The 26,026-nt window shown below is 48.8% G+C and carries 21 protein-coding genes; 13 read left to right on the forward strand and 8 right to left on the reverse strand.

All coding sequences use genetic code 11. The features are described from left to right. Positions 1 to 276: 276 nt before the first annotated feature. The 8 genes from secE to rpoC all read left to right on the forward strand — a co-directional run bounded on the left by secE (position 277) and on the right by rpoC (position 12,289). Positions 277 to 657: a preprotein translocase subunit SecE gene (gene secE, locus AC6R1A_RS01255; protein ID WP_334555690.1), complete on the forward strand. Its 381-nt coding sequence runs from the start codon at positions 277 to 279 to the stop codon at positions 655 to 657. Between the two features lie 12 nt (positions 658 to 669). Beyond that, on the forward strand, positions 670 to 1,218 hold the full coding sequence (gene nusG / locus AC6R1A_RS01260; protein WP_334555691.1) for a transcription termination/antitermination protein NusG: 549 nt from the start codon (positions 670 to 672) through the stop codon (positions 1,216 to 1,218). A 159-nt stretch (positions 1,219 to 1,377) separates the two neighbouring features. Further along, positions 1,378 to 1,806, forward strand: coding sequence for a 50S ribosomal protein L11 (gene rplK, locus AC6R1A_RS01265; RefSeq protein WP_334555692.1), 429 nt, complete (start codon positions 1,378 to 1,380; stop codon positions 1,804 to 1,806). A gap of 4 nt (positions 1,807 to 1,810) precedes the next feature. Then, the gene (gene rplA / locus AC6R1A_RS01270; protein ID WP_334555693.1) at positions 1,811 to 2,512 is read left to right on the forward strand and encodes a 50S ribosomal protein L1; all 702 of its coding nucleotides are present in this window, start codon (positions 1,811 to 1,813) and stop codon (positions 2,510 to 2,512) included. 300 nt (positions 2,513 to 2,812) lie between these two features. After that, positions 2,813 to 3,307 carry a 50S ribosomal protein L10 gene (gene rplJ / locus AC6R1A_RS01275; RefSeq protein WP_487903413.1) on the forward strand — a complete coding sequence of 165 codons (495 nt, stop codon included), beginning with the start codon at positions 2,813 to 2,815 and terminating at the stop codon, positions 3,305 to 3,307. A gap of 58 nt (positions 3,308 to 3,365) precedes the next feature. After that, the gene (rplL, locus tag AC6R1A_RS01280) at positions 3,366 to 3,734 is read left to right on the forward strand and encodes a 50S ribosomal protein L7/L12 (protein ID WP_334555695.1); all 369 of its coding nucleotides are present in this window, start codon (positions 3,366 to 3,368) and stop codon (positions 3,732 to 3,734) included. A gap of 232 nt (positions 3,735 to 3,966) precedes the next feature. Next, on the forward strand, positions 3,967 to 7,995 hold the full coding sequence (gene rpoB / locus AC6R1A_RS01285; protein WP_487903414.1) for a DNA-directed RNA polymerase subunit beta: 4,029 nt from the start codon (positions 3,967 to 3,969) through the stop codon (positions 7,993 to 7,995). A gap of 91 nt (positions 7,996 to 8,086) precedes the next feature. Then, a complete protein-coding gene (gene rpoC, locus AC6R1A_RS01290) occupies positions 8,087 to 12,289 on the forward strand; it encodes a DNA-directed RNA polymerase subunit beta' (RefSeq protein WP_487903415.1) in 4,203 nt (1,400 codons plus the stop codon). Between the two features lie 165 nt (positions 12,290 to 12,454). Here the strand turns inward: rpoC and rsd are convergent, their stop codons facing one another. Beyond that, positions 12,455 to 12,949, reverse strand: a complete 495-nt coding sequence (rsd, locus tag AC6R1A_RS01295; protein ID WP_334555727.1) for a sigma D regulator — start codon at positions 12,947 to 12,949, stop codon at positions 12,455 to 12,457. 177 nt (positions 12,950 to 13,126) lie between these two features. On the opposite strand from rsd, the gene nudC reads away from it, so the two are divergent. The 4 genes from nudC (at position 13,127) to AC6R1A_RS01315 (ending at position 17,022) form a co-directional block, all read left to right on the forward strand. Next, entirely contained in the window at positions 13,127 to 13,930 is an 804-nt protein-coding gene (gene nudC / locus AC6R1A_RS01300; protein WP_500633106.1) for an NAD(+) diphosphatase, read from the forward strand. 218 nt (positions 13,931 to 14,148) lie between these two features. Beyond that, positions 14,149 to 15,216 carry a uroporphyrinogen decarboxylase gene (gene hemE / locus AC6R1A_RS01305; RefSeq protein WP_500633107.1) on the forward strand — a complete coding sequence of 356 codons (1,068 nt, stop codon included), beginning with the start codon at positions 14,149 to 14,151 and terminating at the stop codon, positions 15,214 to 15,216. Positions 15,217 to 15,320: 104 nt separating this feature from the next. Then, on the forward strand, positions 15,321 to 15,956 hold the full coding sequence (locus tag AC6R1A_RS01310) for a TetR/AcrR family transcriptional regulator (RefSeq protein WP_334555700.1): 636 nt from the start codon (positions 15,321 to 15,323) through the stop codon (positions 15,954 to 15,956). 103 nt (positions 15,957 to 16,059) lie between these two features. Further along, positions 16,060 to 17,022, forward strand: a complete 963-nt coding sequence (locus tag AC6R1A_RS01315) for a DHH family phosphoesterase (protein WP_500633108.1) — start codon at positions 16,060 to 16,062, stop codon at positions 17,020 to 17,022. Between the two features lie 11 nt (positions 17,023 to 17,033). Here AC6R1A_RS01315 and AC6R1A_RS01320 read toward each other — a convergent pair whose 3' ends face one another. The 6 genes from AC6R1A_RS01320 to rsgA all read right to left on the reverse strand — a co-directional run bounded on the left by AC6R1A_RS01320 (position 17,034) and on the right by rsgA (position 24,795). Then, complete coding sequence (locus tag AC6R1A_RS01320) at positions 17,034 to 18,125, reverse strand: murein hydrolase activator EnvC family protein (RefSeq protein WP_500633114.1); 1,092 nt, start codon at positions 18,123 to 18,125, stop codon at positions 17,034 to 17,036. Positions 18,126 to 18,285: 160 nt separating this feature from the next. After that, the gene (gpmM, locus tag AC6R1A_RS01325; RefSeq protein WP_500631033.1) at positions 18,286 to 19,818 is read right to left on the reverse strand and encodes a 2,3-bisphosphoglycerate-independent phosphoglycerate mutase; all 1,533 of its coding nucleotides are present in this window, start codon (positions 19,816 to 19,818) and stop codon (positions 18,286 to 18,288) included. 272 nt (positions 19,819 to 20,090) lie between these two features. Then, positions 20,091 to 20,978 carry a DMT family transporter gene (locus AC6R1A_RS01330; RefSeq protein ID WP_500633115.1) on the reverse strand — a complete coding sequence of 296 codons (888 nt, stop codon included), beginning with the start codon at positions 20,976 to 20,978 and terminating at the stop codon, positions 20,091 to 20,093. A 119-nt stretch (positions 20,979 to 21,097) separates the two neighbouring features. Further along, a complete protein-coding gene (locus AC6R1A_RS01335) occupies positions 21,098 to 22,507 on the reverse strand; it encodes an SLC13 family permease (protein WP_500633109.1) in 1,410 nt (469 codons plus the stop codon). A 177-nt stretch (positions 22,508 to 22,684) separates the two neighbouring features. Beyond that, positions 22,685 to 23,578, reverse strand: coding sequence for an archaetidylserine decarboxylase (gene asd, locus AC6R1A_RS01340; protein WP_500629420.1), 894 nt, complete (start codon positions 23,576 to 23,578; stop codon positions 22,685 to 22,687). Between the two features lie 161 nt (positions 23,579 to 23,739). Then, the gene (gene rsgA / locus AC6R1A_RS01345) at positions 23,740 to 24,795 is read right to left on the reverse strand and encodes a small ribosomal subunit biogenesis GTPase RsgA (protein WP_487903422.1); all 1,056 of its coding nucleotides are present in this window, start codon (positions 24,793 to 24,795) and stop codon (positions 23,740 to 23,742) included. A gap of 110 nt (positions 24,796 to 24,905) precedes the next feature. On the opposite strand from rsgA, the gene orn reads away from it, so the two are divergent. Continuing rightward, positions 24,906 to 25,451, forward strand: a complete 546-nt coding sequence (gene orn, locus AC6R1A_RS01350; RefSeq protein ID WP_500631036.1) for an oligoribonuclease — start codon at positions 24,906 to 24,908, stop codon at positions 25,449 to 25,451. A gap of 98 nt (positions 25,452 to 25,549) precedes the next feature. On the opposite strand, the gene AC6R1A_RS01355 is transcribed toward orn, so the two are convergent. Next, a partial coding sequence (locus AC6R1A_RS01355) for a hypothetical protein (protein ID WP_500646133.1) occupies positions 25,550 to 26,026 on the reverse strand: 477 nt, incomplete at its 5' end.

Here is a 26,026-nt window from a genome sequence, read left to right on the forward strand (position 1 = left end):
ATTTAGACAAATTAGCTGAAGTCTTCGGAAAATCTTGGAATAAGATTTGACGAACCAGTAGCAAAGAGGGCATCATTTGATGCCCTTTTTCTGCACTGAAGATAATGTTTGCTGATTTGTTGTTCATGCAAGCATTACGCAGAGAAATTTTGATTAAAAACTGGGCGTTTTGATCAATAAAGAGTACGTCGACCAGTAATGATTGGCGTGTATGGATTTGCCCTGCAACAGCGGGGTTGTTGTCGTCTATATTAAGACTAATGACAGGCTGGTTTTATGAAAGCTAATAATGCTGAAACTCCTGAAAGCTCAAATAGCGCAGATATCTTTAAGTGGATTGTCACTTTTGTTCTGCTAGCTGCCGCTGTTGTGGGTAATTACCTGTACGGTGAACTCTCTGTAGTGATTCGCGCTGCAGGTGTTGTTGTGCTAATCGCTGCGGCATTGGGTGTGGCTGCTACAACAACGAAAGGTAAAGCTGCGATTGATTTTGCTAAAGAATCTCGCATGGAAGTTCGTAAAGTGGTTTGGCCTACTCGCCAAGAAACTATGCAAACAACTTTGATCGTTTTAGCTGTAAGTATTGTAATGGCTCTAGCACTTTGGGGCATTGACGGCATTATGGTTCGTCTTGTTGCCTTTGTGACTGGGGTATAGAGGTTTTAATTCATGAGTGAAGCTCCTAAAAAACGCTGGTATGTGGTTCAAGCCTTCTCTGGATTTGAAGGCCGCGTAGCTCAGTCTCTTCGTGAGCATATCAAAATGCATGGCATGGAAGAGCTGTTTGGTGAAGTGCTAGTCCCAACAGAAGAAGTTGTGGAAATGCGCGCAGGTCAACGTCGTAAATCTGAGCGTAAGTTCTTCCCGGGCTATGTTCTAGTCCAGATGATCATGAACGATGAATCATGGCACTTAGTACGTAGTGTGCCGCGTGTCATGGGCTTCATTGGTGGTACCTCAGATCGTCCAGCTCCTATCTCTGATAAGGAAGCTGACGCTATCTTGAATCGTCTTGAGAAAGCGAGTGAAGCACCTCGTCCACGTACTATGTACGAAGCGGGTGAAGTGGTTCGCGTGACCGACGGTCCATTTGCTGACTTCAACGGTACGGTTGAAGAAGTGGATTACGAGAAGAGCCGCCTGAAAGTGTCTGTATCGATTTTTGGTCGTGCAACACCAGTTGAGCTTGAATTTGGTCAAGTTGAAAAACATGATTAATTAATGACCTTTTAGGGTTGTGTAGGGCGCGGATTATGACTATAATTTCGCGCCTTATTATTTTGGCTGAAGCCCAGCTTCAATCAAAGTAGCAAGTATTGACATCAACGGGGAGCTGTTCAGTCGAATAGCGTCTGTACCCAAAATTTAGGAATTATCATGGCTAAGAAAGTTGAAGCTTATATCAAGCTGCAAGTTGCTGCTGGTATGGCAAACCCAAGTCCACCAGTTGGTCCTGCACTAGGTCAACACGGTGTGAACATCATGGAATTCTGTAAAGCGTTCAACGCGAAAACAGAATCTCTAGAGAAAGGTCTACCAACTCCAGTTGTTATCACTGTGTACAGTGACCGTTCTTTCACGTTCATCACTAAGACTCCACCTGCTGCAGTTCTTCTTAAGAAAGCGGCTGGCGTTAAGTCTGGTTCAGGTCGTCCAAACACTGAAAAAGTGGGTACTGTTACTGATGCTCAAATCCAAGAAATCGCAGAAACTAAAGCTGCTGATATGACTGGTGCTGACATCGAAGCGATGAAGCGTTCTATCGCAGGTACTGCTCGTTCAATGGGCCTAGTGGTAGAGGGTTAATAAGATGGCTAAACTAACTAAGCGCATGCGCGTAATCCGCGAAAAAGTTGACGTAACTAAAGAATACGAAATCAACGAAGCTGTAGCACTTCTTCAAGAGCTAGCAACAGCGAAATTCGTTGAGTCTGTAGACGTTGCTGTTAACCTTGGCATCGATGCTCGTAAATCTGACCAGAACGTACGTGGTGCAACTGTACTACCTCACGGTACTGGCCGCGATATCCGCGTTGCAGTGTTCACTCAAGGTGCAAACGCTGAAGCAGCTAAAGAAGCTGGCGCAGATCTAGTGGGTATGGAAGATCTTGCTGAGCAAGTGAAGAAAGGCGAAATGAACTTTGACGTTGTTGTTGCTTCTCCAGATGCAATGCGCGTTGTAGGTCAACTAGGTACTATCCTAGGTCCTCGCGGTCTAATGCCAAACCCTAAAGTTGGTACTGTAACTCCTAACGTTGCTGAAGCGGTTAAGAACGCTAAAGCGGGTCAGGTTCGTTACCGTAACGACAAAAACGGCATCATCCACACGACTATCGGTAAAGCAAACTTCTCTGCAGAGCAGATCAAAGAGAACCTAGAAGCACTTCTAGTGGCTCTGAAGAAAGCTAAGCCATCTTCAGCGAAAGGTGTTTTCCTGAAGAAAGTCAGCATCTCTACAACAATGGGTGCTGGTGTTGCTGTTGATCAGGCTAGCCTGAACACTCAAGCATAATATATTTGCTTAGGCGCAAAATTAATGTATAATTTTGCGCCTAATATTTGTGGTTGGGGCTGAACTTTGGTTCATTCAATTCGTTAAGAATTGGCTGTGAATTATGACCCAGTCTCCGTCCAAGACCGTAGGTGTCTGAATTTGTTTTACAACTTCAGGCTTAATTCTCCTACGTAGATGGTGCCCGAACTGACAGAAAGCTCTATGTAAATAGTTACCTTTCTTCTGGGAAGCACCTCAATAGCTCTCACTGTTGTGATAATAGTGAGTGGTGTAACAACAACCAGGAGTAAATCCAAGATGGCTTTAAACCTTCAAGACAAAAAAGCAATTGTTGCTGAAGTCAACGAAGCTGCCAGTGGTGCACTTTCTGCAGTTGTAGCTGATTCTCGTGGCGTTGAAGTAAGCGCAATGACTTCACTACGTAAGCAAGCTCGTGAAGCTGGCGTTTACGTACGAGTTGTTCGTAACACTCTAATGCGTCGTGCGGTTGAAGGTACAGACTACGAGTGTCTAACAGACACTTTCACTGGTCCTACTCTCATCGCGTTCTCTAACGAGCACCCAGGTGCTGCAGCGCGTCTTTTCAAAGACTTCGCTAAAGAGAACAAAGACTTCGAGATCAAAGCTGCTGCATTTGAAGGCGCGCTAACTGACGCTGAAGTACTAGCGACACTACCAACTTACGACGAAGCGATTGCACGCCTAATGATGTGCATGAAAGAAGCTTCTGCTGGCAAGTTGGCACGTACTATCGCTGCTATCCGCGATCAAAAAGAAGAAGCAGCGGCGTAAGCCTTGCTTTTTACTGGTTGCTAATTAAACTTATTGTTGATTTTAAAAGAGAATTGTTATGTCTATTACTAACGAGCAAATCCTAGACGCAATCGCAGAAATGTCTGTGATGCAAGTTGTTGAACTAATCGAAGCGATGGAAGAGAAGTTCGGCGTATCTGCTGCTGCTGCTGTTGTAGCTGGCGGTGCTGCTGCAGGCGAAGCTGCTGCTGAGCAAACTGAATTCGACGTAATCCTAGAATCTGCTGGCGGTAACAAAGTTGCTGTAATCAAAGCAGTACGTGGCGCAACTGGTCTAGGCCTTAAAGAAGCTAAAGCTCTAGTAGACGGCGCTCCAGCACCTCTAAAAGAAGGCGTTGAGAAAGCTGAAGCTGAAGCTCTTAAAGCTCAGCTAGAAGAAGCAGGTGCAAGTGTTACTGTTAAGTAATTACTGCATAGTTTCTTAGCCTAACGGCTAATGGCTGGTGGTTTTCTAACCACCGGCCTTTTTGCGCTGTAGGGCATAGGTGAATTTTCCGCTGTTTAGTCACCTAAGCTTAAGCAAAAAAACATTTCATTGTTGCTTTATGAAATGTCACTACTGTTAAACAGTTGTTCAGTCACTGTCTCCCAATGATTTGAGACAGTTTGGGTCACTTATCAGCGAGCTGAGGAACCCCATGGTTTACTCTTATACCGAGAAAAAGCGCATCCGTAAGGACTTTGGTACTCGTCCACAAGTTTTGGACATTCCATACCTGCTATCGATCCAGCTCGATTCGTTCGAAAAATTCATCGAACAGGATCCTGAGGGGCAATACGGTCTTGAGGCTGCTTTCCGTTCTGTATTCCCAATCCAGAGCTACAACGGCAATTCCGAGCTGCAATACGTTAGCTACCGTCTTGGTGAGCCAGTATTTGACGTGAAAGAATGTCAAATCCGCGGCGTTACTTATTCAAAACCACTACGCGTAAAACTTCGCCTAGTTATTTTTGATAAAGACGCGCCAGCAGGTACTGTCAAAGACATTAAAGAACAAGAAGTCTACATGGGCGAGATTCCGCTTATGACAGACAATGGTACCTTCGTAATCAATGGTACCGAGAGGGTTATCGTATCCCAGCTGCACAGAAGCCCAGGCGTATTCTTCGACAGCGATAAGGGTAAGACCCACTCATCGGGTAAAGTTCTTTATAACGCACGTGTTATCCCTTACCGTGGTTCATGGCTTGATTTTGAGTTCGATCCTAAGGATAACCTATACGTACGTATCGACCGCCGTCGTAAGCTACCCGCTTCGATCATTCTGCGCGCACTAGGTAAGACGACAGAAGAGATCCTAGACATCTTCTTTGAGAAGGTGAACTTCGAAGTGAAAGACCAAACTCTATTGATGGAGTTGGTCCCTGATCGCCTACGTGGCGAAACAGCGACATTCAATATCGAAGCCAACGGTACGGTGTATGTTGAACAAGGTCGTCGCGTGACGGCTCGCCACATTCGCCAGCTTGAAAAAGATGGTGTCGACCATATTGAAGTACCGGTTGAGTACATCGTAGGCAAAGTGGCATCAAAAGATTACATCAATGAAGCCACTGGCGAGATCATTGTTGCAGCTAACCAAGAGATTAGCCTAGAAGCACTCGCGAACCTGTCTCAAGCAGGTCACAAAGCGCTTGAAGTGCTCTTTACTAACGATCTTGATCACGGTCCATTCATGTCTGATACCTTGCGTATCGACAGCACCGTTGATCGCATCTCTGCGCTAGTTGAAATCTACCGCATGATGCGCCCTGGCGAGCCACCAACGAAAGAAGCGGCAGAAGCTCTGTTCGAAAGCCTATTCTTCTCTGAAGAGCGTTACGATCTATCGACTGTTGGTCGTATGAAGTTCAACAGCTCTATCGAACGTGAAGATGCTGGTGAGCAAGGTACTCTTGATGAGACTGATATCATCGAAGTGATGAAGAAGCTTATCGCTATCCGTAACGGCATCGGCGAAGTGGACGATATCGACCACCTAGGTAACCGTCGTATCCGTAGCGTTGGCGAAATGGCTGAAAACCAATTCCGTGTTGGTCTTGTTCGTGTCGAACGTGCGGTTAAAGAGCGTCTAAGCCTTGGCGATCTTGATGCTATCATGCCTCAAGACCTGATCAACGCTAAGCCTATCTCAGCGGCAGTAAAAGAATTCTTTGGCTCTTCACAACTGTCTCAGTTTATGGACCAAAACAACCCACTATCAGAAGTAACGCACAAGCGTCGTATTTCTGCATTGGGTCCTGGCGGTCTAACTCGTGAGCGTGCTGGCTTCGAAGTACGTGACGTACACGTAACGCACTACGGTCGTCTATGTCCTATCGAAACGCCTGAAGGTCCAAACATCGGTCTGATCAACTCTCTGTCTGCGTTTGCGCGTTGTAACGAGTACGGTTTCCTAGAAACTCCATACCGTCGCGTTGTTGATGGCGTAGTAACAGACGAAGTGGATTACCTATCTGCTATTCAAGAAGGTCAGTACGTTATCGCTCAGGCGAACACGGTTCTGACTGAAGAAGGCACATTTGCTGAAGAGCTGATCACGGCTCGTCAGAAAGGTGAATCTGGTCTACACCCACGCGAACATGTTGATTACATGGACGTTGCAACCAACCAGGTTGTATCTATCGCTGCATCGCTTATCCCGTTCCTAGAACACGATGATGCGAACCGTGCATTGATGGGTGCGAACATGCAACGTCAGGCTGTTCCAACACTGAAGGCTGACAAGCCTCTCGTTGGTACGGGTATCGAGCGTAACATCGCGGTTGACTCTGGTGTGACAGCGGTAGCGAAACGTGGTGGTGTTATCCAGTCAGTGGACGCATCGCGCATCGTCGTTAAGGTTAACGAAGAAGAGTTGATTCCTGGCGAAGCGGGTATCGATATCTACAACCTAACGAAGTACACACGTTCAAACCAAAACACGTGTATCAACCAGCGTCCATGTGTGATGCCAGGTGAGTCTGTACTACGTGGCGACGTTCTAGCTGATGGTCCTTCAACAGACCTTGGTGAGCTAGCGCTTGGTCAGAACATGCGTATCGCGTTCATGCCTTGGAACGGTTACAACTTCGAAGACTCGATCTTAGTGTCTGAGCGCGTCGTTCAAGAAGACCGTTTCACAACGATCCACATCCAAGAGCTATCTTGTGTGGCGCGTGATACTAAGCTTGGCGCAGAAGAGATCACAGCTGACATTCCAAACGTAGGTGAGTCTGCTCTGTCTAAACTTGACGAGTCAGGTATCGTATACATCGGTGCTGAAGTGAAGGGTGGCGACATCCTAGTTGGTAAAGTGACGCCGAAAGGTGAAACTCAGCTGACGCCTGAAGAGAAGCTATTGCGTGCTATCTTCGGTGAAAAAGCATCAGACGTGAAAGATACGTCACTGCGTGTACCAAACTCTGTTTCAGGTACCATCATCGATGTTCAAGTCTTTACTCGTGATGGCGTAGAGAAAGACAAGCGTGCGCTTGAAATTGAGCAGATGCAGCTGAAAGAAGCGAAGAAAGACCTAACTGAAGAATTCCAGATTCTTGAGGGTGGCCTTCTTAACCGTGTGAGAGCTGTCTTGATTGACGGTGGCTACGCGGAAGCGAAACTTGACGCAACGGATCGTAAGAAGTGGCTTGAGTTCACGCTAGAAGACGACGCACTACAAACTCAGCTAGAGCAATTGGCTGAGCAGTGGGACGAGCTAAAAGCGGACTTCGATAAGAAGTTTGAAACTAAGCGTCGTAAGATCACACAGGGTGATGATCTTGCTCCTGGCGTACTGAAGATTGTGAAAGTTTACCTCGCGGTGAAACGTCGCATTCAGCCTGGTGATAAGATGGCGGGTCGTCACGGTAACAAGGGTGTAATCTCTAAGATCAACCCTGTTGAAGACATGCCATACGATGAGAAAGGCCAACCGGTCGACATCGTTCTTAACCCACTGGGTGTACCTTCGCGTATGAACATCGGTCAGATCCTAGAAGTTCACTTAGGTCTGGCGGCGAAAGGCATCGGTGACAAGATCAACCAGATGGTGAAAGAGCAGCAAGAGCTGGCTAAGTTCCGTGACTTCCTACAGAAAGTCTACGACCTTGGCGAAACGCGTCAGCAAGTGGACATTGCTTCACTATCAGATGACGAAGTACGCACGCTGATCGGCAACCTTCGTGGTGGTCTACCAATCGCGACACCAGTCTTTGACGGTGCGAACGAAACATCAATTAAAGAGCTACTGAAACTGGGTGATCTACCAGAATCTGGTCAGCTAACACTGTTTGATGGTCGCACTGGTGATGCGTTTGAGCGTCCGGTAACCGTAGGTTACATGTACATGCTCAAACTGAACCACCTTGTTGATGACAAGATGCATGCTCGTTCAACCGGCTCATACAGCCTAGTAACTCAGCAGCCACTTGGTGGTAAAGCTCAGTTCGGTGGTCAGCGTTTCGGTGAGATGGAAGTATGGGCACTTGAAGCATACGGTGCTGCTTACACGCTACAAGAAATGCTAACCGTTAAGTCGGATGACGTGAACGGCCGTACGAAGATGTACAAAAACATCGTCGACGGTAACCACAGCATGGAACCTGGTATGCCAGAATCGTTCAACGTATTGTTGAAAGAGATTCGCTCGCTAGGTATCAACATCGAGCTAGAAGACGAAGAGTAATCCACCATCTCTGAGACAGAGATAAATTGGGTTATTTGGTAGAAGGTGCCTGTCTTGGCGGGCATCTTTTAACTCCTTACAGGAGCTGATTGTGAAAGACTTATTAAACTTTCTAAAAGCACAGCATAAGACCGAAGAGTTTGATGCAATCAAAATCGGTCTATCTTCACCAGACATGATCCGTTCATGGTCTTTCGGTGAAGTGAAAAAACCTGAAACGATCAACTATCGTACGTTCAAACCTGAGCGCGATGGTCTGTTCTGTGCGCGTATTTTTGGCCCAGTAAAAGACTACGAATGTCTTTGTGGCAAATACAAGCGTCTGAAACACCGTGGTGTTATCTGTGAGAAGTGTGGCGTTGAAGTTACACAAACTAAAGTTCGTCGTGACCGCATGGGCCACATCGAGCTTGCTTCACCAGTGGCTCACATCTGGTTCCTAAAATCACTGCCGTCTCGTATCGGTCTACTGATGGATATCCCTCTACGTGATATCGAACGTGTTCTTTACTTCGAAATGTACGTGGTAACAGAGCCGGGTATGACGGATCTAGAAAAAGGTCAGATGCTGACTGAAGAAGAGTATCTGGATCGTCTAGAAGAGTGGGGTGATGAATTCACGGCTAAGATGGGTGCAGAAGCGATCAAAGACCTACTAGCGTCTATGGATCTACCTGCTGAAATCGAAGAGATGCGTGAAGAGCTTCAGTCTACTAACTCAGAGACTAAGCGTAAGAAGATCACTAAGCGTCTGAAGTTAGTTGAAGCGTTCGTTCAATCGGGTAACAACCCAGAGTGGATGATCCTAACTGTGCTTCCGGTTCTTCCGCCAGATCTACGTCCTCTAGTACCACTAGACGGCGGTCGTTTCGCGACATCTGATCTGAACGACCTATACCGTCGCGTGATCAACCGTAACAACCGTTTGAAGCGTCTACTAGAGCTAGCGGCTCCGGACATCATCGTACGTAACGAAAAGCGTATGTTGCAAGAGTCTGTTGATGCCCTTCTAGATAACGGTCGTCGCGGTCGTGCGATCACAGGTTCGAATAAGCGCCCTCTGAAATCTCTTGCTGATATGATCAAGGGTAAACAAGGTCGTTTCCGTCAGAACCTTCTAGGTAAACGTGTAGACTACTCTGGCCGTTCTGTAATCACAGTAGGTCCATACCTTCGTCTGCACCAGTGTGGTCTTCCTAAGAAGATGGCACTTGAGCTATTCAAACCATTCATCTACAGCAAGCTAGAGACTCGTGGTCTTGCGACGACAATCAAAGCTGCTAAGAAAATGGTAGAGCGTGAAGAAGCGGTAGTTTGGGATATCCTAGACGAAGTGATCCGTGAGCACCCAGTACTATTGAACCGTGCACCTACACTTCACCGTCTAGGTATCCAGGCGTTCGAACCTGTACTGATCGAAGGTAAAGCGATTCAGCTACACCCACTTGTGTGTGCGGCGTACAACGCGGACTTCGATGGTGACCAAATGGCGGTTCACGTACCTCTAACTCTAGAGGCACAGCTTGAAGCTCGTACTCTGATGATGTCGACAAACAACATTCTGTCGCCAGCGTCAGGTGATCCGATCATCGTACCTTCTCAGGACGTGGTATTGGGTCTGTACTACATGACTCGTGACAAGATCAACGTGAAAGGTGAAGGCATGTACCTTGCTGGCCCAGAAGAGGCTGAAAAGGCATACCGCACTAAGAGCGCAGAGCTACATGCACGCGTAAAAGTACGTATTACTGAAACCGTTGTTGATGAAGACGGCAACAGCACCACTGAAACCAAACTCGTGGACACCACGATTGGTCGTGCAATGCTATGGCAAATCGTGCCATCAGGTCTTCCATACAGCCTAGTGAACCAAAAGCTTGGCAAGAAACAGATTTCGAACCTGTTGAACGAGGCTTACCGTAAACTGGGCCTGAAAGATACGGTTATCTTCGCTGACCAAATCATGTACGCAGGTTTTGCTTACGCAGCACTATCTGGTGTGTCTGTCGGTATCGACGACATGGTAGTACCAGAGGCGAAGTACACTGAAATCGCAGAAGCAGAAGAAGAAGTACGCGAAATCCAAGAACAGTACCAGTCAGGTCTTGTTACTGCGGGTGAGCGCTACAACAAAGTGATCGATATTTGGGCATCAACCAACGATCGTGTTGCGAAAGCGATGATGGAGAACCTCTCTTCTGAAACTGTGGTTAACCGCGATGGTGAAGAAGAGCAACAAGAGTCGTTCAACAGCATCTACATGATGGCTGACTCGGGCGCTCGTGGTTCTGCCGCACAGATTCGTCAGCTTGCCGGTATGCGTGGTCTGATGGCGCGTCCAGATGGTTCAATCATCGAAACGCCGATCACTGCAAACTTTAAAGAAGGTCTAAACGTACTTCAGTACTTTATCTCAACGCACGGTGCTCGTAAGGGTCTTGCGGATACGGCACTGAAAACAGCGAACTCGGGTTACCTAACTCGTCGTCTCGTAGACGTTGCTCAAGACGTTGTCGTGACCGAGCATGACTGTGGTACGCACGAAGGCGTCGACATGATGCCTCACATCGAAGGTGGTGACGTTAAAGTGGCACTGACTGAGCTAGCGCTAGGTCGTGTTGTTGCTGAAGACGTGATGAAGCCAGGTACTGAAGAAGTTCTTATTCCACGTAACACGCTGATCGATGAGAAGTGGTGTCAAATCATGGAAGAGAACTCAGTAGACAGCATGCGCGTACGCTCTGTTGTAACCTGTGATGCTGACTTCGGTTGTTGTGCACAATGTTACGGTCGTGACCTAGCACGTGGTCACCTAGTGAACCAAGGTGAAGCAGTCGGTGTTATCGCTGCTCAGTCTATCGGTGAACCAGGTACACAGCTAACGATGCGTACGTTCCACATCGGTGGTGCGGCATCGACAGCTGCGGCTGAGAACAGCATCCAAGCGAAGAACGACGGCTCTGTGAAACTCAGCAATGCGAAATTTGTTATCAACAAAGATGGCAAGCTGGTGATCACCTCTCGTGCTTCTGAAATGATGATCATTGACGAGTTCGGTCGTACTAAAGAGAAACACAAATTGCCTTACGGCTCTCTATTGAGCAAAGGCGATGGCGACGCAGTGAAGTCCGGTGAGACCGTGGCAAACTGGGAAGCGCACACCATGCCAATCATCACTGAAGTGGCAGGTCGCATCCAGTTCGTTGACATGATCGATGGCGTAACTGTATCTCGTCAAACCGACGATTTGACTGGTCTATCTTCAAGCGAAGTGACGGAAGCCGCCGCTCGCCCAGCAGCAGGTAAAGATATGCGTCCAGCTATCAAACTTGTTGACGCGCAAGGCAACGATGTATTGATCCCTGGTACTGAAATGCCAGCGCATTACTTCCTGCCTGGTAAAGCGATTGTGAACATCGAAGACGGCGCTGAAGTGGGTGTGGGTGATACACTTGCACGTATTCCTCAGAAGTCAGGTGGTAACCGAGATATCACTGGTGGTCTTCCACGCGTTGCGGACCTATTCGAAGCTCGTAAGCCAAAAGAGCCTGCGATCCTTGCTGAGCACACAGGTACTGTGTCATTCGGTAAAGAGACCAAAGGTAAGCGTCGTCTAGTGATCACTCGTGAAGGTGGTGACACCTACGAAGAGATGATTCCTAAGCACCGTCAGCTTAACGTGTTCGAAGGTGAGAAAGTGGAACGTGGTGATGTGATCGCCGACGGCCCAGAGTCTCCGCATGACATCCTTCGTCTACGTGGTATCCACGCTGTGACGCAATACATCGCGAACGAAGTTCAAGAAGTATACCGTCTGCAAGGCGTTAAGATTAACGATAAGCACATCGAGACTATCGTTCGTCAGATGCTACGTAAGTGTACTATCACACACGCTGGTGACTCAGAGTTCCTAGCGGGTGAGCAGGTAGAATACTCACAAGTGAAGATTGCGAACCGCCAGCTAGAAGCTGAAGGCAAAGAGCCAGCTCGCTTTGAACGTGAACTACTAGGTATCACGAAAGCGTCGCTAGCGACTGAGTCGTTCATCTCTGCGGCATCGTTCCAGGAAACAACTCGCGTACTAACAGAAGCGGCTGTTTCTGGTAAGCGTGATGAGCTACGTGGTCTGAAAGAAAACGTGATTGTTGGTCGTCTGATTCCAGCAGGTACCGGTTTCGCATACCACCAAGATCGTCAAGCGAAGCGTGCACAAGAGCAAGAAGGTCCATCTGCTGAACAAGCAACAGACAACCTTGCAGCATTGCTTAACGCAGGTTTCTCTTCTGAAGAGTAATCATACAGCGACATGAAAAAAGGCACCTTCGGGTGCCTTTTTTGTATTTTGGAATAGAATTTAGTGCCTAGTGCCTAGTGCCTAGTGCCTAGTGCCTAGAGGTCGATGTTTGTTGACTTATCGAAGTGAATCGACCTTTAAGTAAATGAGGGGGCTGGTTATAAGTTAAGCGCCGGGTGGAATGGCTAAGCTGTCCGCAATAAGCTGAATGAGGCGATCTTCGACTTCGAAGCGCTCTTCGATTACTTCGCCAATCTCAGACATGTCCGCATCAAAATCGTCTAACGTCTCGTCGTCGCTCACCGCTGCGTACTTATCGGTAAAGTTTAATAAAGGCTCAGTGGTCAGGACAATTTTACCGTAGGTATCGTTTATCTCATCGGTCGCTTCAAAGCCTGTCGAGCGCCATTTATCCATGACCATGTCGTAAATTTTAAAATGACCTTCGGAAATATAGTCGACCAGTTCGCCACAAAAATGTTGCAGTTCAGCAGGGGTAGGGAGTTCGACGACAGCCGTTTTCGAGGAGGTCGGTTGCAAGGCGGCAAGCTTACAAAATTCAACGATCAAACGTTGGCGGCTATCTAACCAATGGTCGATAACATCACTCGAACCGCCCCATTGTTCTTGGGTTCTTTTTAGTTTTCTTAACATGACCAGGCCCTCTTGTCGGATCACCATCCGGATGATCGTTACGCTTTGAAATCAAAGCAGGTTGAGAGAATTAACCTCTTGTCCTTACTAAAATTTATAGCCGGAGATCTTTCCCACTACAAACTCTGGTATGAATTTAGATTGCCAGTAAAATAGACGAACTGCAAGTAAAGGGAGTGGCTGATGTTAAAGAAAAGTGACACGAACCGTATGGGTGATGCTTACTGGTGTGTAGTCTCGGGAAGTGAGCTTTGGTTACCCGACGGTGCGTTGCCAAAAGGCTGTGCTGACACCCTCGAATTGCCTGCGCATGAGGCGATAGAAATCGGTCACTACGAAGGGCTTCCTGTTATGTGGCTTTGTGAGGAGTGGGTAGAGCAACCATTACCTCTTACTTCGCTTCGAGAAGCGCTTACGCTACCTGAGGCGCTGTTTCTGTTGGCCAGCAAAGCGGTGCAATATGGTCACATGCGTCAGACGATGCGTTTTTGCCCGCAATGCGGTGGCCGTAATCATCTCAATCACAATCAATTAGCGATGCAGTGTGGTGAATGCCGAACGTTGCATTATCCGCGCATTTTTCCCTGTATTATCGTCGCTGTACGCCACCAAGACTCGATTTTACTTGCTCAACACCCGAGACATCGAAATGGCATGTACACCGTCATAGCGGGCTTTGTAGAAGTCGGAGAGACCCTTGAGCAATGCGTGGCGCGAGAAGTCAAAGAGGAGACGGGGATTGACGTCACCAACGTGCGTTACTTTGGTAGTCAACCTTGGGCCTTTCCATCGAGCATGATGATGGGCTTTTTAGCCGACTATGCTGGTGGCACATTGAAACCCGACTACAGTGAGCTCAGTGATGCGCAGTGGTTTACGGTTGACGCGATGCCGCCCGTTGCGCCAGTCGGAACCATCGCGAGAGCACTGATTGAACATACGCTTGCAGAGATAAAAAAAACCCTCCGAGAGGGAGGGGGTAAGTAAGATGTCGTTATGAGATGCTGAACACGGAGATGTTCAGTTTATAATTGTAGTTTTCGCTAGCAAACAAATATTTAACACTCCAATGAGTTGAGCGCAAATTAAGCACTGATTTAATAGTAAATAACTTGATCTGGGTTGCAAAGCACACCGCTTTTGAGAGCTAAACAGTGTTAGAATACGAACGATAAAAAGTCAGCTTAAATGATTGGAAGAACAGAATGACAGAACTCAAAAACGATCGTTATCTTCGTGCTCTGCTCAAAGAGCCTGTTGATTACACCCCGGTATGGATGATGCGCCAAGCGGGTCGCTACCTGCCAGAATACAAAGCCACGCGCGCGCAAGCGGGTGATTTTATGTCACTGTGTAAAAACGCAGAGCTGGCCTCAGAAGTGACACTTCAACCGTTACGTCGCTTTCCACTTGATGCCGCGATTTTGTTCTCCGATATTTTGACGATTCCAGATGCGATGGGATTAGGCCTCCGCTTTGCTGCGGGTGAGGGCCCGGTGTTCGATCGCCCGATTACCTCGAAAGCTGACGTCGATAAAATTGGCATCCCAGATCCAGAAGGCGAACTTCAGTACGTCATGAACGCTGTGCGTCAAATTCGTAAAGATCTCAATGGTGACGTGCCGCTGATCGGTTTCTCGGGTAGCCCATGGACACTCGCTACCTACATGGTGGAAGGCGGCAGCTCGAAAGCCTTCACCAAAATCAAAAAGATGATGTACGCCGAGCCACAAACCTTGCACCTGCTGCTAGATAAACTGGCTGACAGTGTGATTGCGTACCTTAACGCGCAAATCAAAGCGGGCGCACAATCCGTGATGGTATTTGATACCTGGGGCGGTGTATTGACCCCTCGTGATTATCAGCTGTTCTCATTGCAGTACATGCACAAAATTGTCGATGGACTGGTGCGTGAAAACGAAGGTCGCCGCGTTCCTGTCACACTATTTACTAAAAACGGCGGAATGTGGCTTGAGCAGATCGCCGCAACAGGGTGTGATGCGGTCGGACTGGATTGGACCATCAACATCGAAAACGCCAAAGCGCGAGTCGGTGACAAAGTGGCACTGCAAGGCAACATGGACCCATCCATGCTCTATGCCTCACCGGAGCGAATCCAACAAGAGGTAGCGAGCATTCTGGCGGGCTTTGGTGATGCGGGCACAGGTCACGTATTTAACCTCGGACACGGCATCCATTTGGACGTGCCACCTGAAAATGCTGGCGTGTTTGTTGAGGCGGTCCACGAGTTATCCAAGCCATACCACAAATAATTGAGTAATCTTTGCAAAGCGCCTGATATGACCAGGCGCTTTTTTGTTATCGGTTACACTAGCCGCTATACTGCTGAAATAACAAGAAAGGATACGGATTATTCATGAAGACTCGCGACAAAATTGTCTTAGCGGCTTTGGAGCTGTTTAACGAGCATGGTGAACGCACCATTACCACCAATCATATCGCCGCGCATATTGATATTAGTCCCGGGAATCTCTATTACCACTTCCGCAATAAGCAAGAAATTGTGCGTGAGATTTTTACGCTCTACTCCAACGAGCTGCTTGAACGTTTCACGCCGATTCAAGGTCAGCAGGAGAGTTTGGTGTTACTTAAGCACTATCTCGACTCTATTTTTACCCTGATGTGGAAATACCGTTTCTTCTATGCCAACTTGCCAGAAATCTTGGGCCGAGATGAACAGCTGCATGATGACTACATTCAAGTGCAGGAGAAGCTGCAAACCAATCTCATTGGGATCATGCACGCCTTTGTCGCTTTGGATTTATTGGATGTCTCTGAGCAAGAAATGCAATCTCTGGTCACTAGCTTACATTTGATTGCGTCCAGTTGGCTGGCGTATCAATCTGCCATGTCTCCACGGACACAGATTACCGAGCAAGTCATTCATCGCGGAATGCTACAAATGATCGCCATTGTGAAGCCCAAAGCGACGGCTCAGGGGCTTGAACAGTTACAATTGTTTGAGGAAGGGGTCAAAGCCATGCATGCTTAACGGCGCGCACCACTGGCTTTTTCGATCCTAGTTATAACGAATTAAAATTGTTAGATTTTTTAAGACCCATTACAGTATCGAAAGATAAGTGAATGGGTTTTTTATGCATTACGATGTGTTTAATGGCGATGCCGATGGCATCATCGCCTTACTGCAACTGCGCTTAGCGCAGCCGAAAGAGACAACGCTGGTCACCGGCGTCAAACGTGACATCCAATTGCTAGACAAGGTATCGCCACAGCCTGGCGATAGCGTGACAGTGCTCGATATCTCGATGGAAAAAAATCGAGTCGCGTTGGAGAGCTTACTGCATGGCGGTGTGTCAGTCTTCTATGCCGATCATCACCGATCGGGCGACATCCCCGAGCACCCACTGCTCGATGCTCACATCAATCTCGATGCCAACATGTGTACCGCGCTCATTGTCGATCAGTGGCTCGACGGGCGTTTTCACTTTTGGGCCATCACCGCTGCCTTTGGCGACAATCTTATTGCGACAGCGCAGCAGCTAGCTACCCAAGCGGGGCTGGATGGTAAACAAGCCGCGCAGCTACAAGAGTTGGGGACGCTGATCAATTACAACGGTTATGGCGCCAAGATTGAGGACTTGCACTACCACCCGGCAGCACTGTTTAACACCCTTTTGGCTTATGATGATCCTTTTGCTGTGATTGCTGACAAGCACTCCCCATATTGGCAATTAAAAGCCGCTTATCACGCAGACATGGAGAGGGCATTGTCGGTGGAAGCCAGTTACCGTAGCCCAACATTGAGTGTCTTTGAATTGCCTGATGAACCCGCGGCAAGGCGTGTCAGCGGCGTGTATGGCAACGCGTTAGCGAATCAGGCGCCTCACTCTGCGCACGCAGTACTGACACAAAATCCTGATGGGAGTTTCTTGGTTTCACTGCGTGCGCCTTTGAACAATAAACAGGGAGCAGGGGCGATTTGTTCGGCGTTTGCGACGGGCGGTGGAAGAGAGGGGGCCGCTGGCATCAATGCGCTACCCGCCAATCAATTAGCGACGTTTATTGAACAGGTTGAGGCGTACTATCAGCCGCGCTGACCATCGCTAGGCTAACGGGTGAGCCACTGACTTGGGTCTTGGGTTTTGCTGTTACGGCGAATCTCAAAGTAGAGGGACGCCTGTGGCTGACCGCCAGTATCACCTGCTAGGGCAATGGTCTCTCCGGCGGTGACTTTGTCGCCTTCTTTTTTCATCAAACTTTGGTTAAACCCGTATAAGGTCATATCGCCTTTGCCGTGATCCAGCAGAACAACCAGGCCATAGCCTCGTAAATACTCCGCAAAGACCACGGTGCCAGAATAGACGGCTTTGACCGATTGACCGTAATCGGCATCAATCACCCATCCCTTCCAGCTTAATTGACCAGTTTGTGGCGCGCCGTAGCGATGTAGGATACGGCCTTTCAGTGGCCAAGGCAGTTTGCCTTTTTGTCGTGCAATACCATCCATCGGCACGGCATTGCGTTTAGCGGCCTTGGCGATTTCCGCTTTTAAGCGCGTCTCATTGCGTTGCAATTCAGAAAGGTAGACTTGGTCGTTGGAAATGCTCTTTTTGATGTTGGTGACCGTGCCTTGGCGACTGGATTGCGTTTTGGTGAGCGCGTTTTTCTGCTCAGTTTGCTGCTTGAGTAGTGCAGCAATTTGCGCTTGTTCTAACTCGAGTTGGCGTTGACTTGAGGTCAGCTTTTCAGTGGTGAGTTGCAACTCATCGATGATGTCAGCGCGCTGTTTGGCTAGGTGTTGGAAGTATTGGCTTATGCGATCTTCTTCCACACCACGATTGAGCATATTGGCTGGCGCTTTCGCACGTTCTGTCATGTAATAGGTCTGAATCAACTCGGCAAGCTTGTCGCTTTGGGCTTTTTTTTGTGCTTCTAGCTGATCAATTCGGCGTTGGAGCTCTGCAATGCTCTCTTGGGTTTTCTTTTGTTGCGCCTTGGTCTCAGTGATCTCTTTTTCGAGTCGAGTGATGCTCAGTTCTTGCTGTTTGAGAGACTGCTGAAGCTCATCGAGCTTTTTTTGTTGCGAGGAGAGATTTTGCTTTTGGCGGGAAATCTCGCTACTGACCCCTTTAAGCTCAGAGGTCGAGGCAAAACTGGTCATAGGAAGCCAACAGAGTACGGCGAGAATCCAAACCGTCATCGGTTTCAAAAGCAAACTGCGCTGTCCTTGCCCAACCAATACCATGGCTCTGTCTGTCCTAAGTGTTTGAGATTGGGTCAGTATACCCAAATCAGAAATTGGAATACACAAAAAGCCCGAGCATGGGCTCGGGCTTTGGTTCTCTATCACAGCAGCAAACTTATTTAACCAGAATTTCCCCGGTCATTTCTGCTGGGATTTCTAGACCTGCAAGAGACAGCATGGTTGGCGCTAGGTCAGACAGTTTTCCGCCTTCTTTAAACTCAACCGCTTTGTCACCAACGTAAATCAGAGGCACCGGTAGGTTGGTGTGCGCAGTGTGTGTGCCGCCTGTTTCTGGGTCGACCATCATTTCCGCGTTACCGTGGTCTGCTGTGATCAGCAGTTGACCGCCCACTTCTTTGATCGCTTCAACGACTTGGCCAACGCTGGCGTCTAGCGCTTCAATCGCTTTTTCTGCTGCGTCGTACACACCTGTGTGACCGACCATATCGGCGTTCGGGTAGTTACAGATGATGGTGTCGTATTTGCCAGATTTGATCGCTGCGACCATCTTTTCAGTCAGTTCAGCAGAGCTCATCTCTGGTTGAAGGTCGTACGTCGCCACTTTTGGAGAAGCCACGAGTTGACGCTCTTCACCGTCAAACTCTTGCTCAACACCACCGTTGAAGAAGAAGGTCACGTGTGCGTATTTTTCTGTCTCTGAAATACGCAGCTGAGTTTGACCTTGCTTTGATAGCCACTCACCGTAGGTGTTCTCAAGAGACGCCGGTGGGAAGGCAATCGCCAGTGGGATATCGGCAGCGTACTGAGTCAGCATCACAAAATGAAGGGCTGGGAATACCGCACGCTCAAAACCGTCAAACTCAGGAACGAAAGCACGCGTAATTTGGCGTGCGCGGTCTGCACGGTAGTTCATGAAGATCAGCGCATCTCCATCTTGCATGATGGCGTCTTCTTGTGCGTCAGTCTTAATCGCAGTGGCTTTAACAAATTCGTCGTTCTCTTCGCGAGCGTAAGCCGCTTCAAGACCCGCAACCGCAGAATCAAACGTGAAGTCCGCTTTAGCTTGCGTTAGCAAGTCGTAAGCAACTTGAACACGTTCCCAGTTGTTGTCACGGTCCATTGCGTAGTAACGGCCCACTAGAGAAGCAATGCGACCTTTACCCAGCTTCGCAAACAGTTCATCAAAGCGCTTGAGTGAGTTTTCTGCGCTGCGTGGTGGTGTGTCACGACCGTCTAGGAAGCAGTGTAGGTAGATCTTTTCTGCGCCACGAGCGGCAGCCATTTCTACCGCTGCGTAGATGTGATCTTCGTGAGAGTGAACACCGCCTGGTGACATCAGACCCATGATATGAACCGCTTTCCCGGCTTTTACCGCCGCGTCTACTGCTTCGACTAGCGCTGGCGTTTCGGCAAATTCGCCGTCAGAGATGGATTTGGTGATACGAGTCAGATCTTGGTAAACCACACGGCCAGCACCAATGTTTGTGTGACCCACTTCTGAGTTACCCATTTGACCGTCCGGTAGACCAACGTCCATACCTGATGCAGAAATGAGCGTGTGTGGGTGGTTAGCAAGTAGCGCATCCATAACCGGTTTTTTTGCGTTTGCGATAGCGTTGCTTGCTGTGTCCTCACGGTGACCGTAACCGTCAAGGATAACTAGAGCCAATGGCTTCTTAGCTGACATAGTGATGTCCTCGTTAAAATTTCAAAGTAACTTTGGAAACAAAATTAGCGTAATTTTACTACACTTTTTAACCAAAACTGTAGGTTAAGATCAAATAAACTGGGCGAAATGCCGTTGTTATCTTTCACCATGCCCAGTGTGTGGAATTACTCCGTCTCTCTTTACTTGCCAGTCTCGACCTAATTTTATCCCTTTTAAAGCGGAATCTATCTATTAGTTCAATAGGTGCTATTGATGGCCGCTGTTCACACTAACCTGTGTGAGCCTTGGGTTCAACTCACCAAGATACTGGTGCCGGCGACCGCGACCAAAGCGCCAATCCACGCATAACGGTTGGGGCGCTTTTTGGTGTAGATCCACAGTATAGGCAACAACATGATGGGCGTGGTAGAAGAGAGCAGCGCGACCATACCGACGTTCCCTTCACGCAGCGCATAGAGGATCAGTGTCATCCCTACTGCCATCGCGAGAAAACCGTTGATCGCGGTAATCGCAAAAATGCGCGTGTTCATCGGTTGCGTCGCTCTCGCTAGCCGTGCGCCGGAGAGAAAAAAGACGCTGTGCGCGACAAAGGCTGTCATCATACGCATGGCGGAGGCGGCGATGGGATCGATCGCGGTTTGCATGATCGGCTTGGCGATAATGCCGCCCAATGCCTGACACAGCGCAGCGAGGAGGCCAAGTCCGATCCCTGCCCAAATGTTGCCTTTAATGGACTCCAAGCTATTCGCTGCTTGACCTCTGCGCCCGAAAAATATCGCTGTTAAGACACCAGAAAAGACCAGTGCTGAACCGATGAGCTCAAGCGAGGTCATGCTTTCGCTAAACAGGAAATAGCCGAGTACGGCAGAGAACACCGCATGGCATGAGAAAAGCAAACCCGCTTGTCGTGGTCCCATGCGATTGAGACAGGCAAACAGAGCGGTATCACCGATGAAGATACCCACTAAGCCCGATAGCGCCATGGCCGATACCGCAGTGAGCTCAACGCTTGCCCAGCCACCCGTCAACCAAGCCATCGAGGCGAGAATGACAGACGTACACCCCATTCGCCAGCGGCTGTAGGCAAAGGTCCCTAAGTGCTGCGCAGGTGTGACAGACAAAATACTCGCTACCGCCCATAAAAGCGCGGCCGCCAATGCCAGCCATTCATAGCCCATAATCGTGAAATCCAAAGCAAATCATTAAGGTAAGCAATATGCACGAAAACGCGCTAGAAACAAAGCGCCCAGGTAAGAGAACCTGGGCGCCGAGCTAAGTATGACCTGTGGGGCAACGGTTACGTAAGAATGAGCGTTGCTGCATAAACAATCGCAAGACCAATCAAACCAATAATGACGCCGGTTTTGGCCATGTCTTTGCTCTCAATCAGTCCTGTTGAGTAAGCAAGGGAGTTCGGCGGTGTTGAGACAGGCAAAATCATACCGAGAGAGGCGGAGAAGGCCACCACCACCAACAAGGCTTGCAGCCCGCCAATGGCTGCCAAGCTCTCCATCGAAGCGCCGATGGCTGCTGCGATGGGCATCAACAAGTTGGCGGTCGCGGTGTTGGACATAAAGTTGGCCATCAACCAACACACCATAGACAACGTGATGACCACCGCGACAGGCGAGAGGGTCTCGTAATCGATCGCATGTGCCAGCGCTTCAGCGAGCCCAGTTTTATCCAGACCAATGCCGATTGCGATACCACCGGCAACCAGCCACAGCACATCCCAGTTGATCAGTTTGAGTTCTGCTTTGCCCATAATGCCAGTCAAGGTGAAGACGGCGAGAGGAATGATCGAAACCACATAGGTGTTCATGCCGTGCAACTGAGTGGTCATCCACAGCAAAATAGTGATGGCGAAGGTGCAATAGACGGTAATGGCCCGCCAGTTGCGTTGGAACTGACCATCGAGCTTGAGCTGCATCTCATTGGATGTGGCGGGGAAGAGCTTTTGCAGCAAAAACCAAGCAATGGTGAGCTGAATAATCACGAAGGGCAGACCCATCATCATCCAGCTTAAGAAGGTAATCGAGTTGTCACCCGTCAGGTATTGCAGCGCGATGGCGTTGGGAGGGGTACCAATCGGTGTGGCAATGCCACCCGTATTGGCGGCAATAGGGATACATAACACTAACGCTTTGATGCCCAAATCCCCTTTGGGTGCAGAAGCGACAATCGGGCCAAGTAAGGCCAGCATCATGACAGTGGTTGCGGTGTTCGACATAAACATCGAAAACACAGCGGTGATCAGCATTAATCCCAACATGATGAACTTGGGCTGTTTGCCAAAGGGTTTGAGTAGCACCCGTGCTAGGTTGTTGTCGAGTTCATATTTTGAGGCTGCGATCGCAAGGGCAAAACCGCCCATAAAGAGAATAATAATTGGCGAGGAAAAGGCGCTGAATATGTCTGTGTAATCGAGCAATACGCCTAGGTCATGATGGGGTGGCGGGGTTCGAAACCAGTGTAATCCTTTATTGGAAATCATCACCAACTCAAGCGCGATAATCAGGATAGAAGTGGCAAAAACAGGTACTGGCTCTAACACCCACAGCAACGCCGCCAGCAAGAATATGGCCAGTAGGCGATGTTGGATCAGGGTTAAGTCGTCAATGGGAATCCAATAGATGGGCATAAAAAGCACAGCAAGAGGGAGCCCAAAACTGACCAGAAGTTTGATAAGGATTCCGGGTTTCAACATGACAGTAAACCTCAAGGTTTTTCGACGAAACACTAGAGTAATTTACAATCAAATTAAGGTCTTGGACGTAGCTGGAACTTTTAGCAAACAGTTGAAAATGTTCACTGGGTTTTGTCTTGGGTCAAAAAAGCCCCAACTTCGCGGGGCTTGGAGAGGCGGTGTGAATCGAACGCTCAGTTATTCAGACTCAGAGGTTGATTCACTCTGGGTCGCGTTGCGTTGGTGTGCGTAAGGCGTGCCCATAACGGTGGTCGCACCGGTACTCATTGCGTCATCAAAGGTGATCGCGTCTTTTGCAAAAAGGTTGATGACGGTAGAGCCGAGCTTAAAGCGCCCCATCTCCTGGCCTTTTTTCAAGATCACGGCTTTGTTACCAGTGGCTGGGTAATCCCATTTGTACACTGTGTTGCCACGAGGAGGGGTGACGGTGCCAGCCCAGACTTGCTCAATGCTACCAACAATCGTTGCCCCTACCAGCACTTGCGCCATCGGACCGAACTCAGTATCAAAAATCGACACCACGCGTTCGTTGCGGGCAAAGAGGTTAGGTACATTCTCGGCGGTCAGTGGGTTGACCGAGAACAGATCGCCCGGTACGTAAATCATCTGGCGCAGCGTGCCATCGCATGGCATGTGTACGCGATGGTAATCACGAGGCGAAAGGTACAAGGTCGCAAAGTCACCCTCAGCAAACTCTTTGGCCAACTCGGCGTCACCACCAAGTAATTCTTGCGCGGTATAATCGTGCCCTTTGGCTTGGATCAGTTTGCCATCTTGAATTGGGCCAAATTGACTCACACAGGCATCTGCAGGGTGAGTAATTACTGACTCACCTTCTGCGATTGGGCGAGCGCCTTCTTTGAGTTCACGGACAAAGAAATCATTAAATGTGGCAAAGTGCTTAGGATCCGAATGCTTCGCTTCGTCCATATTCACGTTGTACTGTTTGATAAACCATTTGATGATGGCTGTGGTTAGACCGCCTGCTTTGGCAGAGGCTAGCTTGCCCACAAGGCGAGTGAGGCCGTGTTGTGGGATCCAGTATTGCAGCCCAACTTTAATCTTATCCATGGTGTTTGATTCCAATATCGAAATAACAGGTTGCGATTGCACGCGCTTAATCGGGCGCGAGATACTAATCAATCTGGCTTTAAAAGTCAGCCATTCTCATTCAACTTTCCAAGCTTACTAGGCACTTTAAGACCCAGAGCAAGGAATCTGTGCTCTAGGGGCTAAAGATCCGCTTTCTTGTTACGTGAATACTGACGATTGGCTTTGTTTTCTGCCATGCTCTCTAAGATGCGGTGGTAGTTGTCGAAACGCACTTCGCTGATGTCGCCTTTCTCCACGGCTTCAACCAGTAGACAGCCTGGATCATCTAAGTGCTTGCAGTCCCTGAACTTGCAGCCCCCTAGATAGGGTTTGAACTCGACAAACGCCTCGGTTACCTGTTCTGCTTCGAGATGCCAAAGGCCAAATTCGCGCACCCCAGGTGAGTCGATTAAGTCACCACCGGAAGGGATGTGATAGAGGCGAGAGGCGGTCGTGGTGTGTTGTCCTAGGCCGGAATTTTCAGAAATTTCCCCTTCCTCGACATTAAACTGTGGCATCAAGGCATTAACCAAGCTCGATTTACCCACACCCGATTGACCGACAAAAATATTGATCCGCCCTTGCAGCTCCGCTTCGAGGGCCTCGATACCTTCTCCGGTCTGTTTACTGACCAGCAATACCGGGTAGCCGATACGTTGGTACTCTTCGAGCCAAGATTGGTAAGTCTCACGTTGCGCCTCATCGAGAAGATCGATTTTGTTGAGCACAATCAGAGGGGCGATCTGCAACGTTTCAGCCGCCACTAGGTAGCGGTCAATAATGTTGAGAGATAACTCAGGCAAAACGGATGAGACGATCACCATTTGGTCGACATTCGCCGCAACCGGTTTAAGGCCGTCGTAATAGTCAGGTCGAGTGAGGACGGAAGTCCGTGGCTCCACCGCTTCCACTACGCCGGAAATGCCGTCCATCGATTCTAATCCAGCGCGCCAAATCACCTTGTCGCCAGAGACAAGAGATTCGATACCACGACGAAGGTTGCAGCGGTGCACCTCTAGTGTTTCGCTATCTTCAATATCTGCATGTTGACCAAAGCGTGTAATGACCAGGCCTTTCTTGGTCGCACCCAGCATGGTTTCGTCCCATTGCACGGACTCTTCACTTTTTAGCTTACGCTTTTGGTTGCTGCGTACTCGCCTAACTTGACCTTTGGTGAGCTTTTTCTTTTTTGCCACAGTGTTTACTTAACCATTTCTCTGCATTGTCGATCCGCTCGATTGCTATCTTGAGGATCAGAATTTGGGTATAGTACCCTTTTTAGAGATAAACCAATAGGCAACACTTTATGTCCTTTAGCGATCAAAATTTAATTTGGATTGATCTTGAGATGACGGGGCTTGACCCGGAGACTCACAAAATCATCGAAATCGCGACCATTGTCACCGATGCTCAGCTCAACATTTTAGCTGAAGGGCCCGTACTTGCCATCCATCAACCAGAATCTGAATTGGCAAAAATGGATGAGTGGTGCACGACCACGCATACCGCCAGTGGTTTGGTGGAGAGAGTTCGCCAGAGCCAAGTGAGCGAGCAGCAAGCGGTAGAGCAGACCTTAGCCTTTTTAGAGCAATGGGTAGCGAAAGGCCAATCACCGATTTGTGGCAATAGTATTGGTCAAGATCGTCGATTCTTGTACCAACATATGCCAGAGCTCGAAGCCTATTTCCATTACCGGTACATCGACGTCAGCACGCTGAAAGAGTTGACGCGTCGTTGGAAGCCGGAAGTGTTGACGCAGTTTTCGAAAAAGGGCAGCCATTTGGCGATGGACGACATCAAAGAGTCGATCGCAGAGCTCAAGTTCTATCGCGAAACCATCATGACCATATAGTCTCGATGGCGATGAGTCCATCTCGCGAAAAACAGACAACCCCGCACTCATACTGCGGGGTTGTCTGTTTTAGGTCCGTATTGATATAACAAAGAGTATTAAGGGATCGGTAAGAAGACAAACTGCGCCACACCTTGGACGACCTTGGTGATACTGCGATTGGTTTTGTCTGCGACGATGAGCGCCATCATATCTTGAATCATCACCATCTTGGCGAACAGCCGATCAAAGCTGATGTCATAGTCGTCCCCCTCAAGTTGGTTTGAGAGGAGAAACAACTCGCCCGTATCATCTCTGCGCTTATATAAGCGCCAGACAAACACTTCTATATTGCGTGCGCTGTTATAGAGTGCCTGCTCATCCAGAGAATCGAGGATGAAGAACTCTTGCTGGTGGTTGTACGATCGCCTGAGCATCTCTGTCAGTCCGACCATTGCCGCGAACACGCGATCTCCTTGGAAGTCATCATTGAAACTGAGCAGTATCGCATCAATGCTGGTTAGACCGCCGAGTTCCTCGAACACTAAGCTCGGGAGTTCAATGGTGTCCTCGTCGCCAAAGATTTGCGTGAGTCG

The organism is Vibrio sp. R10-SG3-ISO3 (assembly GCF_059834225.1).